Below are 26,086 nucleotides of genomic sequence, written 5' to 3'. Positions count from 1 at the left end.
GACCATGGGCCAAGTTTTCAAACCGTTACGAGAACGGAGCTCGTGAATTCCTGCCGCGGCGACACCGGTTGACGCGCGTCGATCCCGATTTGGACGAAACGGCGTGGCGGCCATCACATAGTGGCCTTTGCCCGTATTTATCCGTCGGCCGAACGCCCCTCTGTGGACCCCCGAACGACGTTGCCCTGTCGGCTGTTCGGCTGATTTTCACGGCAGTCAGAGGCCCGCTTCTCACCACCGACGCCTCCCGGAAACCCTCGGCGATCCCTCCACGCATGACGAAAAAATTGCCCGTCCCGACAATCATGGGCAAAAAAACGCCCGCCGATCATCGGCGGGCGCGACGCGGGCGAGGGCCGTCAAGCGGTGGCGCGAATGGCCTCCGCGAAGACCTCGGAACGGTGCTCGAAGTTGCGGAACCGGCCGTAACTCGGCGCCGCCGGGGACAGCAGCACCACTCCCCCGGCCGGGGTAATCTCCCGCGCCAGCCGCACCGCCGCAGGCAGATCCTCGGCGTTCTGGGTACGCACCCCGGGCAGCCCCGCCAGCGCCGAGAGGATCCGCGGGCCACTGTCCGGCAGCCCGATCACGGTGATGTCGCGGCCCCGCAGATGCTCCCGCAGCGGCCCGTAATCCAGACCCCGGTCGGTGCCACCCACCAGCACGGTCAACGGCCGCCCCTCGTACGCGTCGATCGCATGCATCGCCGAGTACGGACTGGTCGACAACGTGTCGTCGACGAACGTCAGGCCCGACGGGTCGTCGATCTCCGCCAGCCGGTGCGGCAGCCCCTCGAACGCCGTCACCGCCTTCTCCAGCACCCCCCGCTGATCCACCACGTCCACGCCCATGCCGTCCAGCACGGCCAGCGCCACGCACAGATTGCGCCCGTTGTGAGCGCCCCGTAGCCGCAGCGCCGACCGCGCGAACAGCCGGGTGTCGCTCGCGTACACGTAGTCGTCCGGGCCGATCCGGAAGCGCGAGTCCGGCCCGGCGGCCTCGACCGGCGGCCAGCCGTTGAGGTCCGAGATGCCGCGCACCTCACCGGCCAGGCGCTCGTCGGCACCGTTGACCACGATCAGCTGGGGGCCGTGCCGGAGCAGATTGAGCTTGTCGCGGTAGTACTCACGCTCGCCGCCGTGCGCGTCCAGGTGCTCCGGGAACAGCGCGGTCACCACGGCCACCCGCGGCGAGTCGGTCAGGTCCGCGCACTGGTAGCTGGACAGCTCCAGCACGTACAGCTCGGCGTCGGGCAGGTCGAGCAGCGGCACCCCAATGTTGCCGCCGAACACGTTGGGCCGGCCCGCGGCGGCCAGCAGGTGACTGATCAGGCTGGCGGTGGTGCTCTTACCCTTGCTGCCGGTCACCCCGACCGTACGGGCCGCGTGGTCGGCCAGCCACAGCGCACTGCCGCCGGTGACCGTGATGCCCCGCGAGCGCAGCTCGGCCATCCACGGGTGGGTCGAGGGCACCCCCGGCGAACGGACCACGACATCCGCCGCGACCAGGGCGGCGAACGCATGGTCGCCGCCGGCCAGCGGAGCCAGGGTGGCCAGCTCACCCTCCCACGGCACGGACAGGTAGTCCGCGCTGTCGTCGACGGCGATCAGCCGCGCCGGCCGGTGCCCCGCGATCGCCCGGACGGCCGCCCGGCCCTCCCGGCCGGTGCCCCAGACCGCGACGGAACGGCCGGTGAGGTCTGCCAGGCGCAACGTCGTCTCCCTTGGTCGAGTCGCACTAGTATGGCTCGCCGGGACGACGACGGGAGCTTCTGGGTGCGCACGCAATTCGAGGTCATGCGATTCCCCTCGTACGCCTTCGACCCCGGCACCGGCGTCGCCACGTTCGACTACCTGCTCGACGGGCCGTCCCCGCTGCGCTTCACCGAGACGATCGAGCTGCCCGTACCGGCCGCGCCGCCCTCGGCGGCGACCCTGGCCACGGTGCGCCGGGTGCTCGACCTGCTGCACGTGGTGGCCGGGGTGAGCTACTACAAGGTCGGCGCGCCGCCCCGGGTGGTGGCGCCGGCGCCCGTTCCGGCCGAGGCCGCGGCGCTGTTCACGGCCGTCTACACCCACGGCCTCGCCGAGTACGCGTACCGCAACGACCTGCCGCACGTGCTCGACCTGACGGTCGAGGTGCCCGGCACGGCGCAGCCCGCAGCGCCCGTGGACAACGCCGAGGGCCGCCCGTTGTCGGCGGTCGGCGGCGGCAAGGACTCCATCGTCACGCTGGAGATCCTGCGCGCGGCCGGGCTCGACCCGGTGCCCTTCTCAGTCAACCCCAACCCGGTGATCGTCGACGTGAACGCCGCGTCCGGGCTGCCCGCGCTGGCCGCCCGGCGCCGCCTCGACCCGCGCCTGTTCGAGCTCAACGCGGCCGGCGCACTCAACGGCCACATCCCGGTCACCGCTATCAACTCGCTGATCGCGATCGCCACCGCCGCACTGCACGGCCTCGGCCCGGTCGTGATGTCCAACGAGCGCTCCGCCTCCGACCCGAACCTGGTCTGGAACGGCCACGAGGTCAACCACCAGTGGTCCAAGGGCGTCGAGGCCGAAGGGCTGCTGCGGGCCGCGGTGACCGCCCACGCCGGGCTGACCGAGCCGTACTTCTCGCTGCTGCGCTCGCTGTCGGAGCTGCACATCGCCCAGCTGTTCGCCCGGCACACCCGCTACGACGCGGTCGTGACCAGCTGCAACAAGGCGTTCAAGCTGCACGACCGGACGGCCCGCTGGTGCGGCGACTGCCCCAAATGCCGGTTCGTCTACCTGGCCATGGCGCCCGCGATGAGCCCGGACCGGATCGCCGAGATCTTCGGCCACGACCTGCTGGCCGACCCGGCCCAGGTGCCCGGGTTCGGCGAACTGCTCGGCATCGACTCGCACAAGCCGTTCGAGTGCGTGGGCGAGGTGGAGGAGTCCCTGGTGGCGCTCGGCATGCTGGCCGAGGACCCGCGCTGGCGCGACGCGCCCGTGGTCACCGCGCTGCGGGCTGCCGTACCGGACGCGGCGTGGACGGACGCCTCCCGCCAGGAGGTGCTGACCCCGGGCGGGCCGACGTACGTGCCGCCCGCGTACGCGAAGGCGCTGGCGGACGCCTACTCCGCCGCGTCGTGATGGATCCGCTCCGGCGCCACCCCTAGCTGGCGCAGGGCGGCGCTGGTGGCCTCGAGCATGATCGGCGGCCCGGCCAGGAAGACCTCGTGCGCCGACCACTCGCCGTACGCCGCGATCGCGTCCGTGACCAGGCCGGATGCGTACGGGCCTGGGTCGCCCTCCGAGATGACCGGGACCACGGTGGCCCGGCGGCAGGAGTGGGCGATCTCGGTGATCTCGTCGATGTCGTACAACTCGGCTAGCGTGCGGGCGCCCCAGAACAGCACCGCCGACCGGGGGTCGTTCGTCGCCGCCAGCTCGATCAGCAGCGCCTTGAGCGGCGCGACCCCGGTGTCACCGGCCACCAGCAGCAGGTCGCTGCGGTTGTCCGTGGGCACGCCCATCGCACCCTCCGCGGCGGCCAGCCGGATGTGGTCACCGGGGCTGGTCCGGTGCACCAGGGTCCCGCTGACCCCGGCGTGGGTCTTCGCCCGTACGTGCAGCTCCACGATGGTGTCCCGGCGCGGCGCCCCCGACAGCGAGTACGGCCGCCACACCCCCGGCAGCTCGGCCACCTCGATGCGGGCGAACTGCCCCGGCCGGTACGGCATCGGCAGGTACGGCCGGACCCGCACCACGGCCAGGTCGGGCCGGCGCAGCTCGTGCTCCACCACCACGGCGCGCCAGGTGATCGGCGCGTACCCGGAGGTGGCCATGCCGTGCGCGATCCAGTCATGGGCGTGCTGCCAGGTGCCGCGCCATGCCTGGTCGAAGTCCTGCCGCCAGGCCCCGGCCAGGCCCGCCCGCATCGCCTCGGCCAGCGCCGCCCCGACGAGCTGCGGCGCGGGCAGCGTCACGCCGCACTGGGCCAGCGCCGACCCCAGCTCGGTGCACCCGGCCACCAGAGCCGGCGGATCGTCGAGGTGACCCACCAGCCAGGTCAGCGCCTGGGCGATCTGCTCGCGCTGGCTCAGCGGGCCGCCCGGCAGCGTGGCCAGCAGATTCGGTGTCGCCTGCCGCAGCGCCGCCTGCAGCCGGGCCGCCACCTCGGGCACGCCGCCGGCCTCGGTCAAGCTGGTCCCGAGCAGCCGCTGCACCTCCCGCAGCGCGGCCTCGTCGGCCGGGTCCATCCCGTCGAGGGAGGCCGCGGCGGTCCGGCCCGGCGGCACGATGATCGGCGCCGAGCCCGGCTGCAGTGGTTGCGACTCCGCGTAGACCCCGCCCGGGTTGGGCGAGACCGAGCCGGCCGGGGCCGGTTCGGGCGCAGACGGGGGCGGCGGGCTCGGGAACGGGCGGCCGATGGGTTGCAGGCCGCCGCCGGCCATCCCCCGGACGTCCCCGCTGCCCGGGACAACCGGGAGGGCACCCGTCGGCGGCAGCGGAGCAGCGAGCAGGGGCGGCCGCGGCACGGCGGGCAGACCTGCGGGCCCCTGCGGACTCGACCCCGCAGGCAACGCGGGCAGCGCGGCTGAACCCGACCCGGCGGGCAGGGCGGGCAGCGCCGCCGAACCCGACCCGGGCAGCGCCGCCGAACCCGACCCGGGCAGCGCCGCCGAACCCGACCCGGGCAGCGCCGCCGAACCCGACCCGGACACGCCCGCTCGTGGTGCGCCCAGCGGGTAGGCCGTGATGAACCAGTCCGGGTGCATGGGTGCTACGGCGGCCCCAGCGTTCCCAGCTGCTCCCATGACACCGAAAGCCCCCGCGGCACCGCTCGTGCCACCAGCCCCGCCCGCGGCCGTGCCGGCCGGGGCTGGCAACGCAGCCGTGCCCGAGCCGGCCGACACCCCGCCCGCAGACGCCAGCCCGGCGTTGCCAGCCGGCTTGGCGGCGCCGGTCGGGTTCGCAGTGCCGGTCGGGCTGGCGGCGCCGGTCGGGTTGGCAGTGCCGGTCGGGTTGGCAGTGCCGACCGGGCTGGCATTGCCGGTCGGGGCAGCCGGAGTGCCGGTGCCCGTGCCGGTGGGGGCAGTTCGCCCGCCGGTGGCGGTGGGAACGGCTGGATCGGTTCCGGCGCTCGGGTCCGGGCCCGCCATGCGCGCGCGGACAGCCCGGATCAGCGCCCGCAGGTGCGGCTGGTCGGAGCCAGAACCAGAACCGATCATCGACACCTGCACACCCCCGCTACGCCAGACCATCACGAATCCGCCGGACCACGCGAACAGGACAACCGTACTGCCGTCGCGCGGAAACCCGCGACCGCCCCATGCGCGGCCGGCAACTCGCGACCACCCCGTGCGCGGCGGCCGTCCGCGACCACCCATGGGGCGGCTGGAAACCGTGACGAGCCCGTGCGCGAGGGCGGCCCGCTACCCCCGGACCGCGCCCGCCATCCGCGCGGTCGCCTCGTCCAGGATCTCGGCGCTGGTGCCGAAATTGAGCCGCACGTGCCCGGCGCCCGGCGCGCCGAAGCGCATGCCCGGCTCCAGCGCGATCCGCCCCCGCGCCAGGAACAGCTCCCGCGGCGCGTCGCCCTCCCCGAGGGCCGCGCAGTCGAGCCACGCCAGGTACGTCGCCTCGGGCGGCCGCCAGCGCACCTTCGGCAGTCGTTCGGCGAGGAGCTTGCCGAGTTGGGCGCGGCGCGCGTCGAGGGTGGCGAGGAGCCGGTCCAGCCACCGATCACCCGCGGTGTACGCGGCAACCGTCGCGAGCACTCCGAAGTGGCCGGTGCGCCACCGGGCATCCGGCGGGAACCGCCGCACCAGCCCGGCGGTCACCGGCGACGCGGTCACCACGGCAGCGCACTTGAGTCCGGCCAGGTTGAACGCCTTGCTGGCCGACACCACGCTCACCGCCGCCTCGGCGGCGCCGGGCACGCTCAGCAGCGGTGTGAAGGCGGCGCCCGGCAGCACCAGCGGCGCGTGGATCTCATCGCTGATGATCGGGACGCGGTGGATCCGCGCGAGGCGGACCAGCGCGGCCAACTCGTCCGGCGTGTGCACCCGCCCCACCGGGTTGTGCGGATTGCACAGCACGTACGCGGCGGGGCCGGTCGCGAACGCCCGTTCCAGCGCGGGCAGGTCCAGCCGGTAGCCGCCGTCCGCGTCGCGGGCCAGCGGCACCTCGTGGGTCCGGGCGCCGGCCTCGGGCACCCAGTCGAAGAACGGCGGGTACACCGGCGGGCTGACGACCACCGCGTCCCCGGGCCGGGCAAGGGTCCGCAGCACCTCTACCACCCCGACGCCCACGTCCGGTACGGCGGTGACCGCCCCGGGATCGACGGTCCACCCCCAGCGCCGCGCCGCGAACCCGGCGAGCGCTGTGCCCACAGTGGAGTCGGGTGCCGCGTACCCGGTGTCGGATGAGTCGACCGCCTCCCGCAGCACCTCGGCGACCGGCGGGGCGAGCCCGAAGTCCATCTCGGCGACGGTCAGCGGAAGCACGTCGGGCGGGTACGTCCGCCACTTGGCACTGCGGCGGCCGCGAAGCTCAGCCAGGGGCGGGACGGGCAGCTCGGCACTCATCTCCCCATCCTCGCCCAGGGATCGATCACCCGACCGGCACCTCGTCGTCGCGTCCCAGCTCCCAGAACGCGACCGCGGCCGCGGCCGCGACGTTGAGCGAATCCACGCCGCGACGCATCGGGATGCGCACCCGCACGTCGCTGCCCGCAAACGCGTGCCGGGACAGACCCGGGCCTTCGGCGCCGAGCACCAGCGCGGCGCGGGCGCGCTGCGCCGCGGTGAGGTGCTGCATCGGTACGGCCTGCGGGTCGGGGGTCAGCGCCAGCACCGTGAAACCGGCCGCGCGGACCCGCTCCAGGCCGTCCGGCCACGGCTCCAGCCGGGCGTACGGGACGGCGAACACCTCGCCCATGCTGACCCGTACGCTGCGCCGGTAGAGCGGATCGGCGCACGACGGAGACAGCAGCACCGCGTCGATACCCAGCGCCGCCGCGCCCCGGAAGACCGCGCCGATGTTCGTGTGGTTGTTGACGTCCTCCAGGATCGCCACCCGCCGCGCCGCGGCCAGCACCTCATCCGCGTCGCGCAGCGGCAGCCGGTGGAAGGAGGCGAGGACCCCCCGGTGCACGTGGAAACCGGTGGCGCGTTCCAGCACGTCGGGGGTTGCCGCGTACACGGGAGCGTCGGCGGGCAGGTCGCCGAGCTGGTCCACGCGTTTCGCATCGACCAGATAGGACCGTGGCGCATAGCCGGCCCGCAGGGCGCGGCGCAGCACCAACTCCCCTTCGGCGATGAACAGGCCGTGCGGCGGTTCCCACCGGGTCCGCAACTCGACGTCGGTGAGCGCCCGGTAGTCACCGAGCCGCTCGTCGTCCGGGTCGGTGACGAGGTGCACGTCGGGCATCGGCGGCTCAGCCCACCCGGTACGTGAGGTGGGTGGCGGTGGTGGAGGGCCGGACCCGCACCTGGCGCAGCTCGCGCGGGACGACTCCCCCGGCGAACAGCGGCGTGCCTCCGCCGAGCAGCACCGGCGCCACGTGCAGGCGCAGCTCGTCGAGCAGCCCGGCGTCGAGGCAACCGCGGATGACCGCGGCGCCGCCCATCACCACCACGTCGCGTTCCTCGGCCATCGCGGACGCCTTGCTGATCGCGCTGCCGACACCGTCCACGACGAACGAGAACCGGTCGGCCAGGCGTACCTCGTCGGGCGGGTTGCGGGTCACGACCAGGACGGGCTGCTGACCGGCGGCGCCGGCGCCGTAGCCGACCTCGTCGTTCCAGCCGTGCGGGCCGTCCACGATGTCGAACAGACGGCGGCCCATCACGATGACGCCGGTGTTGTCGACCGCCTCGTCGAGCACTTCGCCATCCACCCGGTCGCCTTGGAACGCCCAGATGTGCAGCGCCTCGCCACCCCGGCCCAGGCCGTGGGCGAGATCGGGGCCGGGGCCGGTGACGAACCCGTCGACGGACATCGAGATGTCGGCCACCACCTTGGCCATGTCACGCTCCTCCCGCGAGGCACACCGCCCGCGCCCCGCTCCCCGGAGCATGCCATCCGGCCCGCAGCCAGCACCGAACGACCCAGCCCACCACCCCACAGCCAGCCCACCGCAAAGCGGCGACCCGAAGCGGGGCGGAACGGGGAGGCCGGAGCAGGGACCGGAGCGTGGGCGGGGTGGTGCGGCGCGGAGGAGTCAGGCTGGGGGGATCAGGCGGTTGCCGGTCCAGGCCAGACCCATTCCGGCGGCCAGCATCAGCAGGGCACCGACCGTGGGCAGGGGGCGTACCGCGTACGCCCCGGCGCCGACGGACACCGCGGCGAGCATGAGCAGGACCCCGTCCGCCGGGTTGACCAGACGCGACCGGAAGACCGCCCAGCCGAGCAGCAGCCAGCCCGCTCCGGTGACCAGCGCACCCATGAACGCGACCGTGCGTACGGCGTCGGCGGACAGTGCACTGCCGGTCGGCGCGGCGTCCAGCGGCAGCGCAACCGTCGGAAGCAGCAGCACGGCACCGGCGAGCCCGACCAGCAGCCCGGCCAGGGCAGGACGGCGCACCCGCGAACCCGCCAGCAGCCCGGCCAGGGCGATCATCGCGACGAGCGAGAACCAGCCGGCGGACAGGCGCAGGGCGAGGGGACCGGGCTGGGCGCCGAGGGTGGACCAGCCGTACAGCACGGCGCCCATCGGCAGCGCCCACAGGGCGACCCGGGCGTAGCGGCGCACGGACCAGATCCAGACGGCCTCGCGGACCGGTAACAGGCCGTCGTCCGCGTCGGTGGCGGGGCTGGCGGCGCCGACCCACGCGGGAGCGACCCGCAACGGACGCCCACTGGCCGTGTGGTGCTGGCTGATGCTCATGGCACGCCCCCCGCTGACCTCAGCCGAGCGGCCGGGGGGCACCGTCGGATCCCTGCGGACAGCCTTCCAGAAACCAGGCACGCACGGATCATTTCCGCCAAAATCGGACTGACGGCCACGCCCTCGACATCACCCGACGCCGAGGACGCGGCGACCAAGACGCGAAACGGCCCCCGGGAATCCCCGGGGGCCGTCGTCCGGATCGAGCTGGAAGGCGTGCAGGCAAGGCGCCCTGCGTGCCGGTCAGCCACCCGCCATGGTTCAAGCGCTCGGGTTACCCCAGATCTGGCTGGCGGTGCGCGCCGGACACATCCCCGTTGTACTCGGAGGTGCCCAGCGCCGGAGGAGTCGGTTCGGAGGCGGGCAGGCCCTTGGGTGCGTTGTCGCCGGAGACCTGGGCCTCGGCCGCCCGTACCGCGGCGTCGACCTTCTCGGCCTCCGCGGCCGCGGCCTGGGCCGCCGCCGCGGCCTCGCGCTCCACCGCACCGGTGTCGACCGCCGCCGCCGGGGCATCCCCGGCCATGTTGGCCAGACCGCCCAGCGCACCGCCGAGGCCCTCCAGGGCCTTGGTCAGCTCGGTCGGCACGATCCACACCTTGTTCGCCGAGCCGTTGGCGATCTGCGGCAGCGACTGCAGGTACTGGTACGCCAGCACCTTCTGGCTCGGGTTGGCCTGGTGGATCGCGTCGAACACCGTACGGATGGCCTTGGCCTGGCCCTCGGCCTGCAGGATGCGGGACTGCCGGTCACCGTCGGCGCGCAGCACCGCGGCCTGCTTCTCGCCCTCGGCCGTGAGGATCTGCGCCTGCTTGTGCCCCTCGGCGTTGAGGATCGTGGCGCGACGCTCCCGCTCCGCGCGCATCTGCTTCTCCATGGAGTCGCGGATGCTGGGCGGGGGCTCGATCGCCTTGATCTCGACCCGGGTCACCTTGATGCCCCAGCGGCCGGTGGTCTCGTCGAGCACGCTCGACAGGTGCCGGTTGATCTCCTCGCGGCTCGTCAGGGCGCGCTCCAGGTCGAGCGAGCCGATGACGTTACGCAGCGTGGTGACCGTGAGCTGCTCGATGGCCTGGAGGAAGTTCGAGATCTCGTAGGTGGCCCGGACCGGGTCGACGACCTTGAAGTAGAGCACGGTGTCGATGGAGACCACCAGGTTGTCGCTGGTGATGACCGGCTGCGGCGGGAAGCTGACCACCTGCTCGCGCATGTCCACCTTGGTACGGACCGCGTCGACGAACGGGACCAGCAGGTTGAGCCCGGGCGCCAGGGTGCGCTTGTACCGGCCCAGGCGCTCGACCACGTCCATCCGCTGCTGCGGAACGATTCGCACGGACCTGATCAGGGTGATGACCGCGAACAACGCGATCACCATGACCAGGAGACCGATCACATAATCCATGGTGCCTCTCTTTATCGAAGGTGCTCAGCAGCTCAGAGATGGGGCAGGTCGTCGCGCCAGACCAGCGCGGTGGCACCGCGTACCTTGACGACCCGGACATGGTCGCCCGGCTGGTACGTCTCCGTGCCGTCGAACGAGCGCGCCTGCCACAGCTCCCCGTCGATCTTGATCATGCCGTGGTCCGCGTCGACCTGCTCCAGCACGGTCGCCTGCGCACCCTCCAGGGCCGCCAGCCCGAACGGCGTCTCGCCGCCCTCCAGCGCCGGGTTGGAGCGCCGCACGATCAGCGGGCGGATCGCGCCGATGGACAGGGCCGAGACGATCGCGAACACGATCGTCTGCAGCAGCACCGGGGCGCCGAGCGCGGCCGCACCGGCGGCCGCCAGCGCACCCGCGGCGAACATGATGACGAACAGGGTCGCGGTGAACGCCTCGGCGATCGCGAGGGCGATGGCCAGGACAATCCACAGCACAGCTTCCACCCCACGATCGTGACACGGACGCGCACGCACGGCGATGCCCCGTCCCGACCATGTGCTGCGCTCGGCGCGTTTGCGCACGCGGTGCCAGCCCGGGCGTGCCCTCGCGGCCCTCGCTGCGCGCGGTGCACTCGCGCACGCGGTGCCGGCCGGGCGTGCCCTCGCGGCCCTCGCTGCGCTCGGTGCACTCGCGCACGCCAGTCCGTAGCCATATGGGCGCCGGGCAGTTGTACACGAGGCATCACCCCCCGAACATCCCCCCAAGGAAGGTATGCCGTGTCCCTGCTGCCCGAAACCGGCCGACGTGTCACCGAGATCGCCGTGCAGGCCCAGTCCGCGGGCCGGGCGCCGTCCCTGGCGCTGGGCATCGTCCGCGACTCCGCGCTGCTGCACTTCGCCGCCGCGGGCGCAGCACCGCAGCCCGACCCGGCGATGCAGTACCGCCTCGGTTCGATCACCAAGACGATGACCGCGACGATGATCATGCAGCTGCGCGACGAGGGCTTCTTCGCCCTTGACGACCTGCTGTACCGCCACCTGCCGGGCACCTCGGTCGGCGGCATCACCCTGCGCCAGTTGCTCGGTCACGTCTCCGGGCTCCAGCGCGAACCCGAAGGCCCCTGGTGGGAACGCCACACCGGCGGCGACGTCGACCGGTTGCTGGCGGAGCTGCCGTACGAGAAGGTGGCCGGACCCCCGTTCCGGCGGTACCACTACTCCAACCTCGCGTACGGGCTGCTCGGCGCCGTACTGCACCGGGTGACCGGCGAGGACTGGCCGGACCTGCTGGCCAAGCGGGTGCTCGACCCGCTGGGCATGAAGCGCACCTCGTACGGGCCCGTGGAGCCGTTCGCCCGCGGCTACGTCGTGCACCCCCTGCACGGCACCGTGCACGAGGAGCCGCGGCTGGACGCGGGCGCGATGGCCCCCGCCGGACAGCTGTGGTCCACGGTCACCGACATGGCGGCGTGGGCGGCTTTCCTCGCCGACCCGGCGCCCGAGGTGCTGGCCCGCGACACCCTCGACGAGATGTGCACACCGGTCGTCATCGCGGACGAGACGTGGACCGCGGGGCACGGGCTGGGCCCGCAGCTGTACCGGGTCGGCGAACGCGTGTTCGTGGGCCACGGCGGCTCGATGCCCGGGTACGTGGCCCAGCTGGCCGTGCACCGGCCCAGCCGCACCGGCGTGATCGCCTTCGCCAACGCGTACGGCCTGCGCGGCACCCACATCCAGCAGGTGGCGCTGGAGGCGCTGACCGTGGTGCTGGACGCCGAGCCGGTCACGGTGCAGCCGTGGCAGCCCACCGCCGCGCCGGAGGGCGAGGCCGCCGAGCTGTGCGGCCGCTGGTGGTGGATGGGCCGCGAGTACGAGATCCGCGCCGACGCCGACGGCGTGGTGATGACCTGCCTCACCGTGCCGACGGTGCCGTGGCGGTTCGTGCGCGAGGCACCCGACCGGTGGCGTGGCACCTCCGGCATGAACGACGGCGAGATCCTGACCGTCCTTCGCGACGCCGACGGCGAAGTGGACAAACTGGACATCGCCACGTTCGTCTTCGGCCGCGACCCGTTGCACCTGGCATAGCGGAACCATCCGGGCGAAGAGCTCGGGCGCGGAGCTGACCAGGTCCGGACCGGCCACCCGTCGTGATCAGCCAGCCGGGTCGTCGAGGACGGTGACGAAGTCGATGAGCCGCTCCACCGCGTTCACCAGCGGCGTCTCGACATCCTTGTAGCTGTTCACCCCGGCGAGCACCCGGCGCCACATCTCCGCCGGTTCGGCGATCCCGGCCGCGGCGCAGACACCTTCCTTCCACGGCCGCCCGGGCGGCACCACCGGCCACGCGCGCAGACCCACCCGTTCCGGCTTGACCGCCTGCCACACGTCCACGTACGGGTGGCCGGTGACCAGCACGTGCGACGAGGTGACCGCGGCGACGATCCGGCTCTCTTTGGACCCGGGCACCAGGTGGTCGACCAGCACCCCCAGCTTGCGCCGGGGGCCGGGGGCGAAGCCACGCACCGCCGCGGGCAGCTCGTCGATGCCGTCCAGCGGCTGCACCACCACACCCTCGATGCGCAGGTCGTCACCCCAGATCCGCTCGATCAGGGCGGCGTCGTGGATCCCCTCGACCCAGATCCGGCTGGCCCTGGCGACCTGCGCGCGTACCCCGTCGACCGCGACCGAGCCGGAAGCGGTCCGCCGTGGCCGCACCGGCACGGCCCCGCCCGCCGGTCGGCGCAGCGTCACGACCTTGCCCTCGTGCAGGAACGCCGCCGGGTCCAGCGGGAAATTCCGACGGCGCCCCTTGCGGTCCTCCAGCACCACCGCGCCCAGCTCGAACCCGACCACCGCGCCGCAGAACCCGGAGTCCACGTCCTCCACCACCAGGTCGCGTTCCGCGTCGACGACGGGCACCACCGTGCGCTTGCGCCAGTTCCCGGCCAGCACATCCTCCCCATACATGACCGGCACGGTAACTCCCCCGAGCGGGTATGCCCCGCCGACGCTCCGGCCGAGACAACCCCGGCGAACGGCACGTACCCTTGCTCGCATGTCCCCCGCAGCTGATGCGGCGACACTGACGGTGCGCCGCTCGACCCGGTTCGTCGCCTGGGTGCGTGCCTGGCGCGCTGGTCTCGTGCCGTTCGACGAGCTGACCGACGAGATCGCCGCCGGCGAGGAGCACCTGGTCGCGGACGCCCCCGGCACCTGGACCGACGTGCCCCTGTCCGCCGCGCTGCCCTCCCTCGCCAAGCTGCACCCGGACGACATCCGGCTGGTGCTGCCGGCGCCCGGCGACCCGCGCGGGCTGCCCGGCCCGGGCGAGCTGACCGGTGCCGCGCTGCTGGCGGGCGAGGCCGTGATGACCCCCGACTTCGGCGTGGTGCCGGAGGTGCGCCGGCACACCTCCGGCTCCGGGGTGACCTTCGAGACGGTGCTGTGGCGCTTCCATCCGGTGCCCGCGTCCGGTTTCCGGCCCGGTTTCCAGATGGCCGCCGCCGAGGCCGAGGCCGAGCTGACCACCGCCCTGACCGAGGCGACGGCACAGCTGACCCGCCTCGACGTCGCGCAGTGGCGGCCCGAGCTGGCCGGCGCGTTGCAGGCGTTACGCCGCCCGGACAGCGCCGCCACGCTGCCACCCGGTTTCGACCCGCGCTCGCGGCGCCTGTTCGCCCGGGCGAGCATCCTCGACCAGGTGCTCGCGCTCGCCGAGCACAGCGCCCCCGGCGGCGCGGTCAACGGGTTCGAGGCACAGCAGCGCGACGCGGCCTTGCGCCCGCTCACCTCGGCCTGCCGCCAGGCGCTGGTCGCGGCGTGCAACTCGCCGCTGCATCCCTGAGCCGGACATGCAGGACCGATACGCGCACTGCACGTTCTGCGGCGCCAGGTTCACCCCCGGCCAGCCGTGGCCGAGGCGCTGCGCCGCCTGCGGCGAGACCAGCTACCTCAACCCGCTGCCGGTGGCGGTCGCGCTGCAGCCGGTCGGCCTCGGCCTGCTGACCGTGCGGCGGGCCATTCCCCCGGCCGAGGACCTGCTGGCCCTGCCGGGTGGCTTCATCGAGCGCGGCGAGACCTGGCAGGAGGCGACCGTACGGGAGCTGCACGAGGAGGTCGGCCTGGACGCCGAGGCGAAGACGGTACGGCTGTTCGACGTGCTGAGCGCGCCGGACGGCACCCTGCTGATCTTCGGCCTGCTCCCGGCGCTGGCCTCCGCGGACGCGCTGCCGACGAGCCTCGCGAACGCGGAATCACACGGCTGGTGGATCCTCGACGCGCCCCGCCCCCTCGGCTTCGACCTGCACACCCAGGTGGTCGAGGCGTACTTCGCCGAGGTCGCTGCCGACTTCTGACGCCGCCACTGACCACTGCGGCGGGACGTCAACGCCGGAAGAGGCTCCGCGATGACCCATCGGGACCCATCCGAGTGCTACCGCTGCCGGACGCGGGCAGGTCGGGTCTCGAGTAGACGCGGCGATTGATGGTGTAGCGCCCCGGGAAGCCGTCTTTCCAGACCACGTTGGCGGTGCACTGATCCCGGTAGCCGATTCCAGGATCGGCTGACCCGGTCTGGGCGGCGTCGCTGGTCAGAGTTCGTCGATGAGGTCGGCGACGCTGTCGACGATGCGCGACGGCCGGTACGGGTACCGCTCGGTCTCGGCACGCGTACTGATCCCGGTGAGCACCAGGATCGTCTGCAGCCCGGCTTCCAGCCCGCACAGCACGTCGGTGTCCATCCGGTCGCCGATCATCGCCGTACTCTCCGAATGCGCCTCGATGGTGTTCAGCGCCGAGCGCATCATCATCGGGTTGGGCTTGCCCACGAAGTACGGGTCGACCCCGGTGGCCTTGGAGATCATCGCGGCGACGGAGCCGGCGGCGGGCAGGTCGCCCTCGTTCGACGGGCCGGTGACGTCGGGGTTGGTGCAGATGAACCGGGCGCCGCCGTTGATCAGCCGGATCGCCTTGGTGATGGCCTCGAAGCTGTACGTCCGGGTCTCGCCGAGCACGACGTAGTCGGGGGCGTAGTCGGTCAGCACATACCCCACGGCGTGCAGCGCGGTGGTGAGGCCCGCCTCACCGATCACGTACGCGGTGCCGTCGGGGCGCTGGTCGGCGAGGAACTGCGCGGTGGCCAGCGCGGAGGTCCAGATGGACTGCTCCGGCACCTCGATGCCCATGCGGCTGAGCCGGGCCTGCAGGTCGCGTGGGGTGTAGATGGAGTTGTTCGTCAGGATGAGGAACGGCTTGCCGGACTGCTGCATCTTGGCCACGAACTCGGGGGCGCCGGGGACGGGCACGCCCTCGTGCACGAGGACGCCGTCCATGTCGGTGAGCCAGCTCTCGATGGCCTTGCGCTCGCTCATGACGCTCCTCGTCGCGGTGGGGGCGGGCAGCAGTTCTCGGGGCACACGTCCCAGACGGGGAGCGTACCGAGCCGGGCCGGGGCGGCCTGCTCGATCCGCTCCAATACCAGCTCGCGGACCATCGCGACGAAACGGGGATCCGTGCCGGGGGTGGCCGCGCGGGCGTACCCGAGGCCCAGTTCCCGGGCGGTCGCGGCGGCCTCGTTGTCCAGGTCCCACACCACCTCGAGGTGGTCTGAGACGAAACCGACCGGGCTGACCACCACGTCGGTGACCCCCTTGTCGGCCAGCTCCCGCAGGTGGTCGTTGACGTCCGGCTCCAGCCACGGCACCTGCGGCGGCCCGGAGCGGCTCTGCCAGACCAGGTCCCAGGGCAGGTCGGGGGCGGCCGCGGCGTGCACCAGGGCGGCGGTCTCGTGCAGCTGGGCGGTGTAGCGGCCGCCGTCCGGCCCGGCCGTGGCGGCCATGCTCACCGGGATCGAGTGGGCGGTGAACACCAGCCGGGTGCTCGCCCGCCGGGCCGGATCCAGCCCGGCCAGGGCGGCGCGTACGGCGTCGGCGTGCGGCCGCACGAAGCCGGGATGGTCGTGGAAGTGGCGCAGCTTGGTGATCCGCGGCGCGCCGGGCCCGACGTGCGCGCGGGCCGCGGCGATGTCCTCCCAGTACTGCCTGCACGACGAATACCCGCCGTACGCGCTGGTGGCGAAGCCGAGGGCCGAGGTGACGCCGTCGTCGCGCATCCGTGCCACGGTGTCGGCCAGCATCGGCTGCCAGTTGCGGTTGCCCCAGTACGTCGGCAGGCCGACCCCGTGCGCGGCGAAGTCGGCGTCGATCGCGGCCAGCAGGTCACGGCACTGCTGGTTGATCGGCGACACCCCGCCGAAGTGGTAGTAGTGCTCGGCCACCTCGGCCAGCCGCTCCTCGGGCACGCCGCGCCCGCGCGTCACGTTGCGCAGGAACGGCATGACGTCGTCGCGGTGTTCCGGGCCGCCGAAGGACATCAGCAGGAAAGCGTCGTACTCCACGGCGACCATCCTTCCCGAGCCTGCCCGGGTCCGCCCACGTGAGGTCGGCCTCAGGCCCCCAGGGCGTGGTAGCCGCCGTCGACGTGCACGATCTCGCCGGTGGTGGCGGGGAACCAGTCGGACAGCAGCGCGCACACCGCGCGGGCCGACGGTTCCTGGTCCTGCAGGTCCCAGCCCAGCGGCGCGCGGTCCGACCACGCCTGTTCGAACTGCTCGAAGCCGGGGATGGACTTGGCGGCCATGGTGCGCAGCGGCCCGGCCGACACCAGGTTGCTGCGGATGCCCCGCTCACCAAGGTGCAGGGCGAGGTAGCGGGAGGCGGACTCCAGCCCGGCCTTGGCGACGCCCATCCAGTCGTAGACCGGCCACGCCTTGGTGGCGTCGAAGGTCAGGCCGACGACGCTGCCACCGCGGCCCATCAGCGGCAGGCACGCGGTCGCCAGCGACTTGTACGAGTACGTGGAGACCTGCACCGCGGTCGCCACGTCCTCCCACGGCGCGTCCAGGAAGCCGCCGCCGAGGCAGCTCTGCGGCGCGAACCCGATCGAGTGCACCACTCCGTCCAGACCGTCGACGTGCTCGCGGACCTTGTCCGCCAGCCCGGCCAGGTGCTCGGCGTTGGTCACGTCCAGCTCGATGACGGGCGCCGGTGCGGGCAGCCGCTTGGCGATCCGCTCGACCAGCGACAGCCGGCCGAAGCCGGTGAGCACGACGGTGGCGCCGTTCTCCTGTGCCAGCTTCGCCACCGAGAACGCGATGGAGGCGTCGGTGATGATGCCGGTGATGAGCAGGCGCTTGCCGGCGAGCAGTGCAGACACGGGTCTCTCCTGAGTAGCTGGAACGGGTCGTCCGTCAGTGGCCCATGCCGAGGCCGCCGTCGACCGGGATCACGGCGCCCGAGATGTACGCCGAGGAGTCGCTGGCCAGCCAGGTCACCGCGGCGGCGACCTCGCTGGGCTGGGCGAGCCGCCCGGCCGGGACCGCGTTGATGATCTCCGCCCGGCGGGCTTCGGGCAAGGCGTCGGTCATGTCGGTCTCGATGAAGCCGGGGGCGACCACATTCGCGGTGATGTTGCGGGTGCCCAGCTCGCGGGTGATGGAACGGGCCATGCCGACCAGCCCCGCCTTGCTGGCGGCGTAGTTGACCTGGCCGGGGCCGCCGTACAGGCCGACCACCGAGGAGATGAAGATGATCCGGCCCCACTTGGCGCGCAGCATCTTCGAGCTGGCCCGCTTGGCGCACCGGAACGCGCCGGTCAGGTTGGTGTCGACGACCCGGGTGAACTGCTCCTCCGACATGCGCAGCAGCAGGGTGTCGTCGGTGATGCCGGCGTTGGCCACCAGCACCTCGACCGGGCCCAGTTCCGCCTCGACCGTGGTGAACGCGGCGTCGACCGCGGCGCCGTCGGTGATGTCGCACTGGACGCCGAAAAGCCCGTCGGGGGCGCCGCTGCCGCGATGGGTGACCGCGACCCGGTCGCCCTGCTTGGCGAACTCCTGCGCGATGGCCAGGCCGATGCCGCGGTTGCCTCCGGTGACCAACACGGTGCGTGGCACGCGTACTCCTTAACTGCTGCGGGGATCATCTGGAGACTAGCGGGTGCTTCCCGCCACGCCGGGCACGCGCCCGTTTTCCTTATGTCGCGCTTAAGAGGTACGCTCTTCCGCGGCCCGAAGACCGCCACGACACGTGGCCCACGACCGACGGAGGTGATCGCTGTGCGAGATAGCGATCCTCCTAGTCGTGGCCGGGCCGGTCGTCAGCCCTTCTGCGGCTGACACCCTCCCGCCCTCCCCACCCGCACGCCGCATGATCGGCGGCGGGCCTGGTCGTGCGCGCCGCGACCACCGGGGAGCGGTGCCGGCCGCGACGTGACGTGTGCGCAGTCCCCGCCGGTCTTCACTTCCGGAGGTTCCCGCAGATGAGCCGTTTCGTCGCGCCTCTCGGCTTCACCATCGCCACCGTCTGGGTGGTCGTGCTGTTCGTGCTCGTGCACAGCACACCCTGATCCCGTCAGGGCAGCCGGGAGGTCCACAGCAGACTCAGTCCCGCGGAGACGAGCCCGAACAGCAGGGCCGCCCCGGCGTACCACTGGGTGACCTCCCGCGGTTCGATCCGATGGCCGATCGAGCTGCCCATGTCCTCGTACACCTGCTTCAGCTCGCCGACCGAGGCGGCCTCATAGAAGTAGCCCTTGGTCGTCTCGGCGAGCTGCTGCAACGACAGCCGGTCCACCGGCACCCGCTGCAACTGGCCGCGGATGTCCACGACGCCGGTGTCCGTACCGAAAGCGATCGTGGAGACCGGGACGTTCGCGGACGAGGCCGCGGCGGCCGCGTCCTCGATGGAACGCCCCGACGTGCGGTAGCCGTCGGAGAGCAGCACGATCCGGGCCGGTGGGGCGCCGGCGGCCCCGTCGGCGGGCACGGAACGGATGGCGTCCAGCGACGTGAAGACGGCCTCGCCGGTCGCGGTGGCCTCGGCCAGGGTCAGGCCGTCGATGCCCGCCAGCACCGCGGCGCGGTCCTTGGTCGGCGGCACCAGCACGTTGGCCGACTTCGCGAACGACACCAGCCCCAGGTTGTAGGTGGGCGGCAGCTCGTCGACGAACGCCTTGGCCGCCTCCTGAGCCGCCTGGATCCGGGTCGGGGCGACGTCGTCGGCCTGCATGGACAGCGACACGTCGATCGCCAGCATGACCGTGGCGCGTTCCAGCGGTTCCTTGCGGTCCACCGAGGGCCGGGCCATCGCCGAGGCCAGCGCGACCATGCTGAGCAGGAAGGCGGTCGCGGCCGCGTGCCGGCGCCAGCCCAGACCCTTGGGGGCGAGGGTACGCAGCAGGTCGACGTTGGTGAACCGGACCGCGTACGCGCGCTGCCGGAACTGGCGCCACACATACACCCCGGCGACGACGATGACGGGCAGCCAGGCCAGCAGCCACCAGGGTGCCAGGAAACGGATCATCGGGTGGTCCCCCTGGTGCGCGCGTGTCGTTGGGCCGCGACGAAGCGGACCATGTCCAGCAGCCAGTCCGTGTCGGTGCGCAGGCGCAGGTGGGCGGCGCCGGCGGCGCGCAGGGCCCGGGCGATCACGGCGCGCTGCTCACCGGCCGCCTCGGCGTACCGTCGGCGCAGCCCCGGGTCGGCGGTCTGGACCTCGTGCAGGGCCCCGGTCTCCGGGTCGGCCAGGGTGAGCACGCCGACGTCGGGCAGCTCCAGCTCCCGCGGGTCGACGACCTCGATGGCCAGCACGTCGTGGCGTACCCCGAGTTTGCGGACCGGGCGGGCCCAGCCCTCGACCGGGGCGAGGAAGTCGGAGATCACGACGGCCACCCCGCGGCGGCGCGGCGGCCGGTTCAGCATGTCGACAAGTGCACCCAGGTCCGCCCGGCCGGGCCGGACCGAGGTACGGGCGATCGCCCGCAGCAGCCCCTGCGCCTCCTTGCGCCCGGGCCGGGCGGGCAGCCGCACCATCGACGGCTGGGCCGGCGCGGCCACCGGCGTGGTGTCGCGGCGGCGCCGCCACCCGCGCGACGCGGCGGACGGCGCGACACCCGAGCCGGTGCCGACGACCGCGCCGATCCGGTTGCCGCCGCGCACGGTGAGGTGGGCCATCGCGGCGGCCGCGGCGATCACCAGGTCGCGTTTGAGCCAGCGGGCGGTGCCGAAGTCGACGCTGGCCGACAGGTCGACCGCGAGCCAGGTCTCCAGCTCCCGGTCGGCGACCGTACGCCGGACGTGCGGGGTGGTGGTCCGGGCGGTCACCGGCCAGTCCATCCGCCGTACGTCGTCGCCGGGGCGGTACTCCCGGGACTCCCCCGCCTCGCTGCCGGGGCCGGGCAGCAGGCCCACGTAGTCGCCCTGCAGCAGGCCGTCGAGCTTGCGGGTGACCAGCAGTTGCAGGCGGGACAGCACGGCCTCGGCCCGGGCGGTGCCCTCGTCGGCCCCGGGCGGTGCGGTCCCGGCCTGGCTCACGGCTGCCCCGGCCAGGCAGCCGGGTGGTGCGGATGCGCCGGGACGTCGAAGCCGCCACCCGGTACGCCGCTGGTGGGCGCGGGCTGACCGTTCGCGGGGCCGCCCTGGCGCGACGCCACCGACGGCACCGGCACGCTCTGCATGATCCGGGCGACGATGTGGTCGGCCGGGATGTCGTCGGCCAGCGCGTCGTAGCTGAGCACGAGCCGGTGCCGCAGGATGTCCGGGGCGATGTCCTGCAGGTCCTGGGGCAGGGCGTAGTCGCGGCCCCGCAGCAGCGCCAGCGCCCGGGTGGCCCGGACGATGCCGAGCGAGGCGCGCGGGCTCGCCCCGTACTGGATGAGCTGGGCGACGTCCGGCATCCCGTGCTGGGCGGGCGCGCGGGTGGCCAGCACCAGCCGCACCGCGTAGTCCACCAGGGCGTTGTGTACGAACACCTGGTCGGCGCGGCCCTGCAGGGCCAGCAGCTCGGTCGGGGTGAACACCGGCTTGGGCTCGGGCGGGCGCACCCCCATCCGGTAGACGATCTCGCGCTCCTCGGCGTCAGTCGGATAGCCGACGAGGATCTTCATGAGGAAGCGGTCGCGCTGCGCCTCGGGCAGCGGGTACACCCCCTCCTGCTCGATGGGGTTCTGGGTCGCCATGACGAGGAACGGATCCGGCACCTCGTGGGTCTGCCCGCCGATGGAGACCTGATGTTCGGCCATGACCTCCAGCAACGCGGACTGCACCTTGGCGGGCGCCCGGTTGATCTCGTCGGCCAGCAGGAAGTTGACGAAGACCGGCCCGAGTTCGACGTCGAACTTCTCCCGGGACTGCCGGTAGATGCGGGTGCCGATGATGTCCGCGGGCACCAGGTCGGGGGTGAACTGCACCCGGGAGAAGGTGCCCCCGACGACCGTGGCCAGGGTCTCGACCGCGAGCGTCTTGGCGACCCCGGGTACGCCTTCGAGCAGGCAGTGGCCGCGCGCCAGGAGGGCGACGAACATCCGCTCGACCATCCTGTCCTGGCCCACGATGACCCGCTTGACCTCGAACATCGCCCGTTCGAGCTGCGTCGCGTCCTGCGCGGGCGGTACGGGGGCCCCGGCGTCGGTGCTGGTCTCGGTATCGGGCGTGGTCGGCTGGGCCACCGGTCCTCCACAGCGGTTCGGTCCATCGCGTCGGCGTGGGTGCCGACGCTCAAGACTTACACGACCATGCGGAAAACCGTCGGGGCAGAGCCGCAATACCCGCCGGGCGCCGGACGGGCGACCGCCACGATTCGATCTTTCTGCGCGATCCGCCGGATCGGGCACCGCGCAGGGCTGGACGGCGGGGGACTGGGAGCGTGTAACATTCAGCGCGTCGCCGGGCGACTTCCCCCGTGGTCGCCCGGCGCTCATCTTCCCTTTCCCGCAGATCGCCACCCGGGCCCGCCCGCGTAGGCTTGCGGACGTGCTCGAGGATCCGACCCCCCAGTGTTCCGCCAAGGGCTGCCGTGCGCCCGCGGTCTGGCAGCTGCGGTGGAACAACCCCAAGCTGCACGAGCCGCAGCGGCGCAAGACGTGGCTGGCCTGCGCCGAGCATCGGGAGTCCCTGGGTGATTTCCTGAGCGCCCGCCGCTTCCTGCGCGAGGTGGAGCCCTACCCGGCGCAGATCGCACCGTCGCCGCCCGGTGCGCCGATCTCTTAGGCTCGAAGCGTGGCCGAACCCTCGCCGATCATCGGATCCGCAACCGGCAGTGACCCACTGGAGCCGTGGCCCGACACGGTCGCCTGGCGCCGGGTGTCCCCGCGGCTGATCACTGTGGAGCTGATCTCCCGGGGCACCTTCGTGGCGGTGCTGCTGGCGGGCCTGCTGGTCGGCCGCCTACTCACCGGGCACCCGCTGTGGCTGGCCGGCATGGCAGCCGTCGTGGCGTTCGCGGTCTGGCGGTCGGTGACGACGATCCGGGCCGTCCGCGCATGGGGATACGCCGAACGCGAGAACGACCTGCTCGTACGGCATGGCCTGCTGGTGCGCCGGCTGTCCATCGTGCCGTACTCGCGCATGCAGTACGTCGATGTCACCGCCGGTCCGCTGGAACGGGCGTTCCACCTGGCCACGGTGCAGCTGCACACCGCGGCGGCCGCCAGCGACGCCCGGGTGCCCGGCCTGGCACCCGAGGAGGCCGCCCGCCTGCGGGACCGCCTCACCGCGCTGGGCGAGGATCGGGCCGAGGGCCTGTGACCACCGCCGACGCGTCCCTGCCCGACGGGCCGTCCCCGGCGGACGAGCCCGATCCGCCTCCCCGGCTCGGGGCACCGCCGTCGGGCGAGGGCCTGCCGCCGAGTGCACCGCCGTCGGGCGAGGGCCTGCTGCCAGCTGCACCCCCCGCAGCCGGGGGCATGCCGCCGGCAGCACCACCGCAGTCCGCCGGACAACCGTCCGGCGATCCGGCACCGGTGGAGGAGCCGCGACGGCGGCTGCATCCGCTGAGCCCGCTGCTGCACGGCGCCAAGTCGCTCACCGTCATCGTGGCCGCGCTGAGCTGGCAGACCCTGTCGCAGGTGGGCCTGGAACGCTTCGCGATCGTGGTGGCCGTGGCGGCCCTCGGCGTGGTGGTCTTCTCCGTCGTCGGCTGGCTCAACACCGGCTATCACGTGGTGGGCCGCGAGCTGCGCATCGCCGACGGGCTGCTGTGGCGGCGCAACCGGGCCATTCCGCTGGAACGGCTCCAGGCCGTCGAGCTGCGCCGCCCGCTGCTGGCCCAGCTCACCGGCCTGGCCGAGCTGCGGCTGGAGGTGGTCGGCGGGGGCAAGACCGAGGCGCCGCTGGCGTACCTGACCGTCCGGGACGCCGCCGTCCTGCGCGAACGCCTGCTGAGCCTGGCCGGGCGTGCCCCCGCGCTCGCGGCGGCGCCGGACCGTCCGGTCGCCGCCGTCGAGCGCCCCCTCGTGGCGGGCGACAACACCGACCTGATCGTCAGCCAGCTGCTGACCCCGCAGGCGCTGCTGCTCCCGATCGGCATCACCGGCGTGACGATGCAGTTCGTCCTCGAGGGCACGTGGACGTTCGTCGGCATCGCCAGCACCATCACGGCGATGGTCGGGGTCCTGCTCCAGCCGGTACGGCGGATCCTGCGGGACTGGGCCTTCCGGCTGGCCCGCGACGCCGACGGCCGGCTCGCCGTCCGCCACGGGCTGGTGGAGACACGCAGCCAGGTCGTCCCGTTGCACCGGGTGCAGTCCGTCAGCGCCACCTGGCCGCTGTTGTGGCGGGCGAAGGGCTGGCTGCACCTGCGCCTGGACGTGGCCGGGTTCGCGGGTCCGCAGGAACGCGACGACAACCGTTCCGACCGGCTGCTCCCCGTGGGCGACCTGGACACCGCCCGGGCGGTGGTGTGGGAGGTGCTGCCGGGGGTGGACCTGCTGGCGTTGCCGGTGACGGCGCCGCCCGCGCGGGCCCGGTGGCTGCACCCGTTCGCGCTGCGCTACCTGGGGGCCGGGCTGGCGCCCGCCGGCTTCGTCACCCGGTGGGGACGGCTCACCCATGAGCTGCAGATCGTCCCGTACGCGCGGCTGCAGAGCATCCGGGTCGTGCAGGGTCCGGTGCAGCGGCTGCTTGGCCTCGCCACGGTGTACGCGGACACCGCGGGCGGACGCGGCGCGGCGGCCCGGGACCGGGACCTGCGCGAGGCGTGGGTGCTCGCGGCGCAGCTCGCCGAACGCGGTCGACATGCCATGATCGCCGCCACCGTCCCGGACGGGTCGCCGGCGGCGCTCGGGGGCAGCGGTGACATCGCCGACCGCGGCCACGACCCGGCCGTCCGGCCGTAGGTCCCGGCCGTCCTGCCGCAGGGCCGCCCCGGCCGTCCTGCCGCAGGGCCCTGCCTGGCCGAGGATGCGCACGGTGCCCGCCCGCAGCAGGTCACCGTGGCGCTCGGGCAGCCGCCGCGAGCCGGGCAATCGGGACGCGCCGGGCCGCCGGCGCGGATGACATGCGCGGGCGCCGATCCGGTGCGCCTTAAGCTGAGCCGATGGAGCTTCCGGAGTTCGCCCCCGGCCTCACCGCCCGGGTGGAGCTGACCGTCACCGAAGCCGACACCGCCCAGGCCCTCGGCTCCGGCGACGTGCCGGTGCTGGGCACTCCGCGCGTCCTCGCGCTCGCCGAGACCGCGACGGTCGCGGCGACCGCGCGCCACATACCGGGCGGGGTGACCACGGTCGGCACGCGTGCGGAGGTCGAGCACCGGGCACCCACCCCGGTCGGCCGGCGGATCACCGCGCTCGCCACTCTGGCGAAAGTGGACGGCCGCAAGCTGGGTTTCGATGTGATCGTCCGCGACGGCGAGGAGGTCGTCGCCGAGGTGCGGGTCGAGCGGGTCGTACTCGACCGGCAACGCTTCATCGCCAAGGCGCAGGGCGCCTAGCGAGTCAGGGCGGGCACCTGGCCAGTCAGGGCGGGCCCCTGGCCAGTCAGGGCAGGTCCCCCCAACGGCGGGTGAGTTCGTCCGCAGTGGGCATCGCGACCGCGCCGCCGGGCCGCTCGCACACCAGGCCCGCCACGGCCAGGGCGAAACGTACGTGACGCTGCCAGGCAGCCAGGTCGGCGGGCGGGCCCTCGGTCAGCAGCCGCCACACGAGCGCCGCCATCACCGAGTCGCCCGCGCCGGTCGCGTCGACCGCGGAAACGGCAGGGGCGGGCAGCGTGGTCGCGCCGTCGGCGGTGGCCACGTGAGCGCCCCGTGCCCCCGCGGTCACCACGACCGCGGCGGCGCCGAGCCGCCGGATCCGTTCGGCGGCCTCGGCGGGCCCGCACCCGTCGTACAGCAGCTGCGCGTCGGCGGCGCTGAGTTTCACCAGGTCTGCCGTGGCGATGAACTCCTCGGCCAGCTCGACCAGGGACGCCACCGCGTCCGGGCCGGGCAGCAGGGTGGGGCGCACGTTGGGGTCGAAGACGCGGATCGGGCCCGGCGTCGCCCAGGCGGCGCGGGCGGCAGCCCGGAACGGCTCGCGCAGCAGCGCGATGGAGCCGGCGTAGAGCACCGCCGCTCCCGCGATGAGGCCGGTGTCGAGGTCCCCCGGCCCGAGCAACGCGTACGACGGGGGCTCACCGTAGAACGTGAAGGTGGGTTCGGCGCCGTCGAACGTGGTCAGGGCCAGCGTGGTGGGCACCGGCACGCGCCGTACACCCCGGACCCCGACCCCGCCCGTACGCAGGAATGCGGCGATCCGGTCCCCGAGCGCGTCACCGCCCAGGGTGCCCACGTATTCGGCGTGGCCGCCGAGCCGGGTGACGCCGACCGCGACGTTCAGCGGGGCGCCGCCGATCGCCTGGCGGTAGCTCACCTCGCCGTCGCGCTCGGTCTCCAGCAGGTCCATCAGCGCCTCACCGAGCACCACCGCGTAGCCCATGTCGCACCTTTCGACGTCGCGGAGCGGCCGGGTGTCAGCCTGGCGGCCCGCCCGGCAGACACCACCCTTCCGGTTCGTAACTGTATCGGCCGCTCTA

The 26,086-nt window shown here is 73.3% G+C and carries 25 protein-coding genes; 8 read left to right on the top strand and 17 right to left on the bottom strand.

Annotated features, from left to right (window positions below):
- Positions 1-359 precede the first annotated feature (359 nt).
- Positions 360-1,712: a UDP-N-acetylmuramoyl-L-alanine--D-glutamate ligase gene (gene murD / locus ACMCNO_RS12270; protein WP_412749531.1), complete on the bottom strand. Its 1,353-nt coding sequence runs from the start codon at positions 1,710-1,712 to the stop codon at positions 360-362.
- A gap of 84 nt (positions 1,713-1,796) precedes the next feature.
- On the opposite strand from murD, the gene ACMCNO_RS12265 reads away from it, so the two are divergent.
- Complete coding sequence (locus tag ACMCNO_RS12265) at positions 1,797-3,119, top strand: hypothetical protein (protein WP_412753683.1); 1,323 nt, start codon at positions 1,797-1,799, stop codon at positions 3,117-3,119.
- On the opposite strand, the gene ACMCNO_RS12260 is transcribed toward ACMCNO_RS12265, so the two are convergent.
- From ACMCNO_RS12260 to ACMCNO_RS12230, 7 genes are all read right to left on the bottom strand, one after another.
- Positions 3,101-4,747: a globin gene (locus tag ACMCNO_RS12260; RefSeq protein ID WP_412749530.1), complete on the bottom strand. Its 1,647-nt coding sequence runs from the start codon at positions 4,745-4,747 to the stop codon at positions 3,101-3,103. The two genes, ACMCNO_RS12265 and ACMCNO_RS12260, sit on opposite strands and share 19 nt — an antisense overlap.
- Before the next feature lie 657 nt (positions 4,748-5,404).
- Positions 5,405-6,559, bottom strand: a complete 1,155-nt coding sequence (locus ACMCNO_RS12255; protein WP_412749529.1) for a MalY/PatB family protein — start codon at positions 6,557-6,559, stop codon at positions 5,405-5,407.
- A 25-nt stretch (positions 6,560-6,584) separates the two neighbouring features.
- A complete protein-coding gene (locus ACMCNO_RS12250; RefSeq protein ID WP_412749528.1) occupies positions 6,585-7,403 on the bottom strand; it encodes a TrmH family RNA methyltransferase in 819 nt (272 codons plus the stop codon).
- 7 nt (positions 7,404-7,410) lie between these two features.
- On the bottom strand, positions 7,411-8,001 hold the full coding sequence (locus ACMCNO_RS12245) for a dihydrofolate reductase family protein (RefSeq protein ID WP_412749527.1): 591 nt from the start codon (positions 7,999-8,001) through the stop codon (positions 7,411-7,413).
- Positions 8,002-8,196: 195 nt separating this feature from the next.
- Complete coding sequence (locus ACMCNO_RS12240) at positions 8,197-8,862, bottom strand: hypothetical protein (protein WP_412749526.1); 666 nt, start codon at positions 8,860-8,862, stop codon at positions 8,197-8,199.
- 274 nt (positions 8,863-9,136) lie between these two features.
- Complete coding sequence (locus ACMCNO_RS12235) at positions 9,137-10,261, bottom strand: SPFH domain-containing protein (protein ID WP_412749525.1); 1,125 nt, start codon at positions 10,259-10,261, stop codon at positions 9,137-9,139.
- A gap of 32 nt (positions 10,262-10,293) precedes the next feature.
- On the bottom strand, positions 10,294-10,743 hold the full coding sequence (locus ACMCNO_RS12230) for an NfeD family protein (RefSeq protein WP_412749524.1): 450 nt from the start codon (positions 10,741-10,743) through the stop codon (positions 10,294-10,296).
- A 273-nt stretch (positions 10,744-11,016) separates the two neighbouring features.
- On the opposite strand from ACMCNO_RS12230, the gene ACMCNO_RS12225 reads away from it, so the two are divergent.
- Entirely contained in the window at positions 11,017-12,327 is a 1,311-nt protein-coding gene (locus ACMCNO_RS12225; protein WP_412749523.1) for a serine hydrolase domain-containing protein, read from the top strand.
- A 66-nt stretch (positions 12,328-12,393) separates the two neighbouring features.
- On the opposite strand, the gene ACMCNO_RS12220 is transcribed toward ACMCNO_RS12225, so the two are convergent.
- Positions 12,394-13,209 (bottom strand): DUF3097 domain-containing protein, encoded by an 816-nt coding sequence (locus ACMCNO_RS12220; RefSeq protein ID WP_412749522.1) that lies wholly within the window; start codon positions 13,207-13,209, stop codon positions 12,394-12,396.
- A gap of 88 nt (positions 13,210-13,297) precedes the next feature.
- Between ACMCNO_RS12220 and ACMCNO_RS12215 the strand changes: the two genes are divergently transcribed.
- Both ACMCNO_RS12215 and ACMCNO_RS12210 read left to right on the top strand, forming a co-directional pair.
- Positions 13,298-14,086 carry a hypothetical protein gene (locus ACMCNO_RS12215; RefSeq protein ID WP_412749521.1) on the top strand — a complete coding sequence of 263 codons (789 nt, stop codon included), beginning with the start codon at positions 13,298-13,300 and terminating at the stop codon, positions 14,084-14,086.
- 7 nt (positions 14,087-14,093) lie between these two features.
- Entirely contained in the window at positions 14,094-14,597 is a 504-nt protein-coding gene (locus ACMCNO_RS12210) for an NUDIX domain-containing protein (protein WP_412749520.1), read from the top strand.
- A gap of 234 nt (positions 14,598-14,831) precedes the next feature.
- Here the strand turns inward: ACMCNO_RS12210 and ACMCNO_RS12205 are convergent, their stop codons facing one another.
- From ACMCNO_RS12205 to ACMCNO_RS12175, 7 genes are all read right to left on the bottom strand, one after another.
- Positions 14,832-15,611 (bottom strand): HAD-IIA family hydrolase, encoded by a 780-nt coding sequence (locus ACMCNO_RS12205; RefSeq protein WP_412742084.1) that lies wholly within the window; start codon positions 15,609-15,611, stop codon positions 14,832-14,834.
- The gene (locus ACMCNO_RS12200; protein ID WP_412749519.1) at positions 15,608-16,636 is read right to left on the bottom strand and encodes a ferrochelatase; all 1,029 of its coding nucleotides are present in this window, start codon (positions 16,634-16,636) and stop codon (positions 15,608-15,610) included. Before ACMCNO_RS12200 ends, ACMCNO_RS12205 begins: the two co-directional genes overlap by 4 nt.
- Before the next feature lie 50 nt (positions 16,637-16,686).
- Positions 16,687-17,454, bottom strand: coding sequence for an enoyl-ACP reductase FabI (fabI, locus tag ACMCNO_RS12195; RefSeq protein WP_412749518.1), 768 nt, complete (start codon positions 17,452-17,454; stop codon positions 16,687-16,689).
- Positions 17,455-17,488: 34 nt separating this feature from the next.
- Entirely contained in the window at positions 17,489-18,193 is a 705-nt protein-coding gene (locus ACMCNO_RS12190; RefSeq protein ID WP_412749517.1) for a beta-ketoacyl-ACP reductase, read from the bottom strand.
- Positions 18,194-18,650: 457 nt separating this feature from the next.
- The gene (locus ACMCNO_RS12185; protein ID WP_412749516.1) at positions 18,651-19,601 is read right to left on the bottom strand and encodes a VWA domain-containing protein; all 951 of its coding nucleotides are present in this window, start codon (positions 19,599-19,601) and stop codon (positions 18,651-18,653) included.
- On the bottom strand, positions 19,598-20,611 hold the full coding sequence (locus tag ACMCNO_RS12180; RefSeq protein WP_412749515.1) for a DUF58 domain-containing protein: 1,014 nt from the start codon (positions 20,609-20,611) through the stop codon (positions 19,598-19,600). Before ACMCNO_RS12180 ends, ACMCNO_RS12185 begins: the two co-directional genes overlap by 4 nt.
- Positions 20,608-21,744: an AAA family ATPase gene (locus ACMCNO_RS12175; protein ID WP_412749514.1), complete on the bottom strand. Its 1,137-nt coding sequence runs from the start codon at positions 21,742-21,744 to the stop codon at positions 20,608-20,610. Before ACMCNO_RS12175 ends, ACMCNO_RS12180 begins: the two co-directional genes overlap by 4 nt.
- 304 nt (positions 21,745-22,048) lie before the next feature.
- Between ACMCNO_RS12175 and ACMCNO_RS12170 the strand changes: the two genes are divergently transcribed.
- The 4 genes from ACMCNO_RS12170 (at position 22,049) to ACMCNO_RS12155 (ending at position 25,004) form a co-directional block, all read left to right on the top strand.
- Positions 22,049-22,285 (top strand): hypothetical protein, encoded by a 237-nt coding sequence (locus ACMCNO_RS12170; RefSeq protein ID WP_412749513.1) that lies wholly within the window; start codon positions 22,049-22,051, stop codon positions 22,283-22,285.
- Positions 22,286-22,294: 9 nt separating this feature from the next.
- On the top strand, positions 22,295-22,822 hold the full coding sequence (locus tag ACMCNO_RS12165; protein ID WP_412749512.1) for a PH domain-containing protein: 528 nt from the start codon (positions 22,295-22,297) through the stop codon (positions 22,820-22,822).
- 158 nt (positions 22,823-22,980) lie between these two features.
- Entirely contained in the window at positions 22,981-24,411 is a 1,431-nt protein-coding gene (locus ACMCNO_RS12160; protein ID WP_412753682.1) for a PH domain-containing protein, read from the top strand.
- A 200-nt stretch (positions 24,412-24,611) separates the two neighbouring features.
- Positions 24,612-25,004: a thioesterase family protein gene (locus tag ACMCNO_RS12155; RefSeq protein ID WP_412749511.1), complete on the top strand. Its 393-nt coding sequence runs from the start codon at positions 24,612-24,614 to the stop codon at positions 25,002-25,004.
- Between the two features lie 46 nt (positions 25,005-25,050).
- Here the strand turns inward: ACMCNO_RS12155 and ACMCNO_RS12150 are convergent, their stop codons facing one another.
- Positions 25,051-25,989 carry a PfkB family carbohydrate kinase gene (locus tag ACMCNO_RS12150; RefSeq protein ID WP_412749510.1) on the bottom strand — a complete coding sequence of 313 codons (939 nt, stop codon included), beginning with the start codon at positions 25,987-25,989 and terminating at the stop codon, positions 25,051-25,053.
- Positions 25,990-26,086 lie beyond the last annotated feature (97 nt).

Source organism: Krasilnikovia sp. M28-CT-15, from assembly GCF_047159595.1.
GTDB lineage: Bacteria > Actinomycetota > Actinomycetes > Mycobacteriales > Micromonosporaceae > Actinoplanes.
The sequence above is the reverse complement of the archived record's forward strand: the minus strand, read 5'-3'. Positions and strand labels throughout refer to the sequence as shown.

Coding starts and splice junctions, on each gene's coding strand:
- ACMCNO_RS12215 (WP_412749521.1), top strand. CDS start 13,298: ATGTCCCCCGCAGCTGATGCGGCGACACTGACGGTGCGCCGCTCGACC.
- ACMCNO_RS12265 (WP_412753683.1), top strand. CDS start 1,797: ATGCGATTCCCCTCGTACGCCTTCGACCCCGGCACCGGCGTCGCCACG.
- ACMCNO_RS12220 (WP_412749522.1), bottom strand. CDS start 13,209: ATGTATGGGGAGGATGTGCTGGCCGGGAACTGGCGCAAGCGCACGGTG.
- ACMCNO_RS12205 (WP_412742084.1), bottom strand. CDS start 15,611: ATGAGCGAGCGCAAGGCCATCGAGAGCTGGCTCACCGACATGGACGGC.
- ACMCNO_RS12155 (WP_412749511.1), top strand. CDS start 24,612: ATGGAGCTTCCGGAGTTCGCCCCCGGCCTCACCGCCCGGGTGGAGCTG.
- ACMCNO_RS12185 (WP_412749516.1), bottom strand. CDS start 19,601: ATGATCCGTTTCCTGGCACCCTGGTGGCTGCTGGCCTGGCTGCCCGTC.
- ACMCNO_RS12260 (WP_412749530.1), bottom strand. CDS start 4,747: ATGCACCCGGACTGGTTCATCACGGCCTACCCGCTGGGCGCACCACGA.
- ACMCNO_RS12235 (WP_412749525.1), bottom strand. CDS start 10,261: ATGGATTATGTGATCGGTCTCCTGGTCATGGTGATCGCGTTGTTCGCG.
- ACMCNO_RS12245 (WP_412749527.1), bottom strand. CDS start 8,001: ATGGCCAAGGTGGTGGCCGACATCTCGATGTCCGTCGACGGGTTCGTC.
- ACMCNO_RS12150 (WP_412749510.1), bottom strand. CDS start 25,989: ATGGGCTACGCGGTGGTGCTCGGTGAGGCGCTGATGGACCTGCTGGAG.
- ACMCNO_RS12250 (WP_412749528.1), bottom strand. CDS start 7,403: ATGCCCGACGTGCACCTCGTCACCGACCCGGACGACGAGCGGCTCGGT.
- ACMCNO_RS12240 (WP_412749526.1), bottom strand. CDS start 8,862: ATGAGCATCAGCCAGCACCACACGGCCAGTGGGCGTCCGTTGCGGGTC.
- ACMCNO_RS12210 (WP_412749520.1), top strand. CDS start 14,094: ATGCAGGACCGATACGCGCACTGCACGTTCTGCGGCGCCAGGTTCACC.
- ACMCNO_RS12255 (WP_412749529.1), bottom strand. CDS start 6,559: ATGAGTGCCGAGCTGCCCGTCCCGCCCCTGGCTGAGCTTCGCGGCCGC.
- ACMCNO_RS12160 (WP_412753682.1), top strand. CDS start 22,981: ATGCCGCCGGCAGCACCACCGCAGTCCGCCGGACAACCGTCCGGCGAT.